Genomic DNA, 1,902 nt, shown 5'->3' on the forward strand with positions numbered 1-1,902 from the left:
GGTCTGACATCCCCTATATAACGTAACATTTTATTAATATGCTTAATAATTCAGGGCAAACGCATGAGTTAACAAAATGTGAATAAGCCCTTTTAATCAAGGATTTGTTGTATAATCATTTTGAAGGGATTATACAACAAATTTTTAGCTGCAAAATAAAATCTTCAAAAATCTTTTAGCCGTAAGGCATCATAATTTAAATGAATTTCGATTTTTAAAGATTATTTTTGATTTTAAAGAAAACTTATTTAGCGTAGCTAATGAGGTATATGGAAATCCCATACTGCAACCTATCGGTCTTTTCTTGATTTTTTATAGATTAAACTTTTTCATTTCTATTAAATTTAGTTTATGACCTTTTGCGGCCTGCCGGCTATGCTATCGCATTTAGGGAATAAAAAAACAAAACAAGTTATCCTAAATATAGGAAGCAGATACACTCTTTGTTTTTTGAATTTATGTTGAATATTCTATAATTAAATATATATAACTTTTATTCAAATTTAAGAAAAGAGGGTGTTCTAATGGACAATAATAATTCGTTATTTATTAATTATTTTGGAGTTATTAAAGATAAAAGGCAACAAGCAAAAGTTAGACATAAACTTATAGATATTCTATTTATCTCTGTTGCAGCAACCATTGCGAATGCAAGCGATTGGAAAGATATTGAGATATTTGCAATAAAAAGAGAAGAATGGTTTCGAAAATTTCTTGAGCTTCCCAATGGAATTCCTTCACATGACACATTTGAAAGAACTTTTAGGTGGATAGATCCAAAACAGTTTGAAAAATGTTTTATTCATTGGGTTAAAGAAATAGCTGCGTTAGCAGACAGATCAGTCGTTGCAATAGATGGCAAGACTATGTGTGGAGCTTTTGACACAGATGATAAAAAATCTCCTATTCATATTGTGAGTGCTTGGGCAAGTGAAAATGGAATGGTACTTGGACAGGTGAAAACAGATGAGAAAAGCAATGAAATAACAGCAATTCCAAAACTATTAGATTTACTGTTTGTAAAAAATTGTATTGTGACTATTGATGCAATGGGAACGCAGACTAAAATAGCTGAGAAGATTATAGATAAAAAGGCTGACTATGTTCTTGCGCTTAAAGGAAATCAGACCAATTTGCATACTGATGTGGTGGATTTTTTTGAAGATGCTGAAAAAACAAATTTTGATGGATTAAAGGTAAAATCTTGTATAACCAAAGACAAAGATCATGGTCGTATTGAAGTAAGAAAATATTTTCTAGTTGAAAATGTAGATTGGCTTTCCATGAAAGATGATTGGAAAGGATTAAAGAGTATAGGAATGGCTATACGTGAATGTGAAATTAAAGGTAAAAAAACTGTTGAAAAGAGATACTTTATTTCTTCTTTAAAGGACTCAATAGAGGAGTTTGGAGATTCAGTAAGAAAGCATTGGGGAATAGAAAGCACTCATTGGTTTCTTGATGTTGTATTCAAAGAAGATGCTCGCAGAGTGAGAAAAGATAATGCACCACAAAATTTAGCTATGCTTAAACGAATGGCTTTAAATATTTTAAGAAAAGATACTACTGAGCCAAAGTATAGCTTAAAATCTAAAAGGTTCGCTTCTTCTATAGATAATGATTACCTTGAACAGGTACTTATCAAAAACTTTATATAGGGAAACACAGATAGATTGTATACCAATTACTGGGCATATCCTGAAAAAGGACTGTCTTGTTTTCTATACAAAAAATCCTAGTGGAACTAATAAAGTCCCTGAAATATCTTTATTTCATTTATGTAATAAATATCAGGGCTCTCATCATTAAATATTTTCCTGCCACATAAAGAGCCATTATGGCATTTTTTTAAATCTCCTTTCAGGGATTTAGAAGAAGAAAAATATTCATGCGTTTGCCCTG

1 protein-coding gene is annotated in these 1,902 nt (G+C 30.9%); it reads left to right on the forward strand.

Going from position 1 to position 1,902, the window contains the following annotated elements:
* Positions 1-524: 524 nt before the first annotated feature.
* Positions 525-1,658 (forward strand): ISAs1 family transposase, encoded by a 1,134-nt coding sequence (locus I6U48_RS26980; RefSeq protein WP_218323609.1) that lies wholly within the window; start codon positions 525-527, stop codon positions 1,656-1,658.
* The last annotated feature ends 244 nt before the right edge of the window (positions 1,659-1,902 follow it).

It is taken from the genome of Clostridium thailandense, from assembly GCF_019207025.1.
Classification (GTDB): domain Bacteria; phylum Bacillota; class Clostridia; order Clostridiales; family Clostridiaceae; genus Clostridium_AM; species Clostridium_AM thailandense.

Bases quoted from the DNA above. Each gene is read 5' to 3' on its own strand.
- I6U48_RS26980 (WP_218323609.1), top strand. From the start codon at position 525: ATGGACAATAATAATTCGTTATTTATTAATTATTTTGGAGTTATTAAA.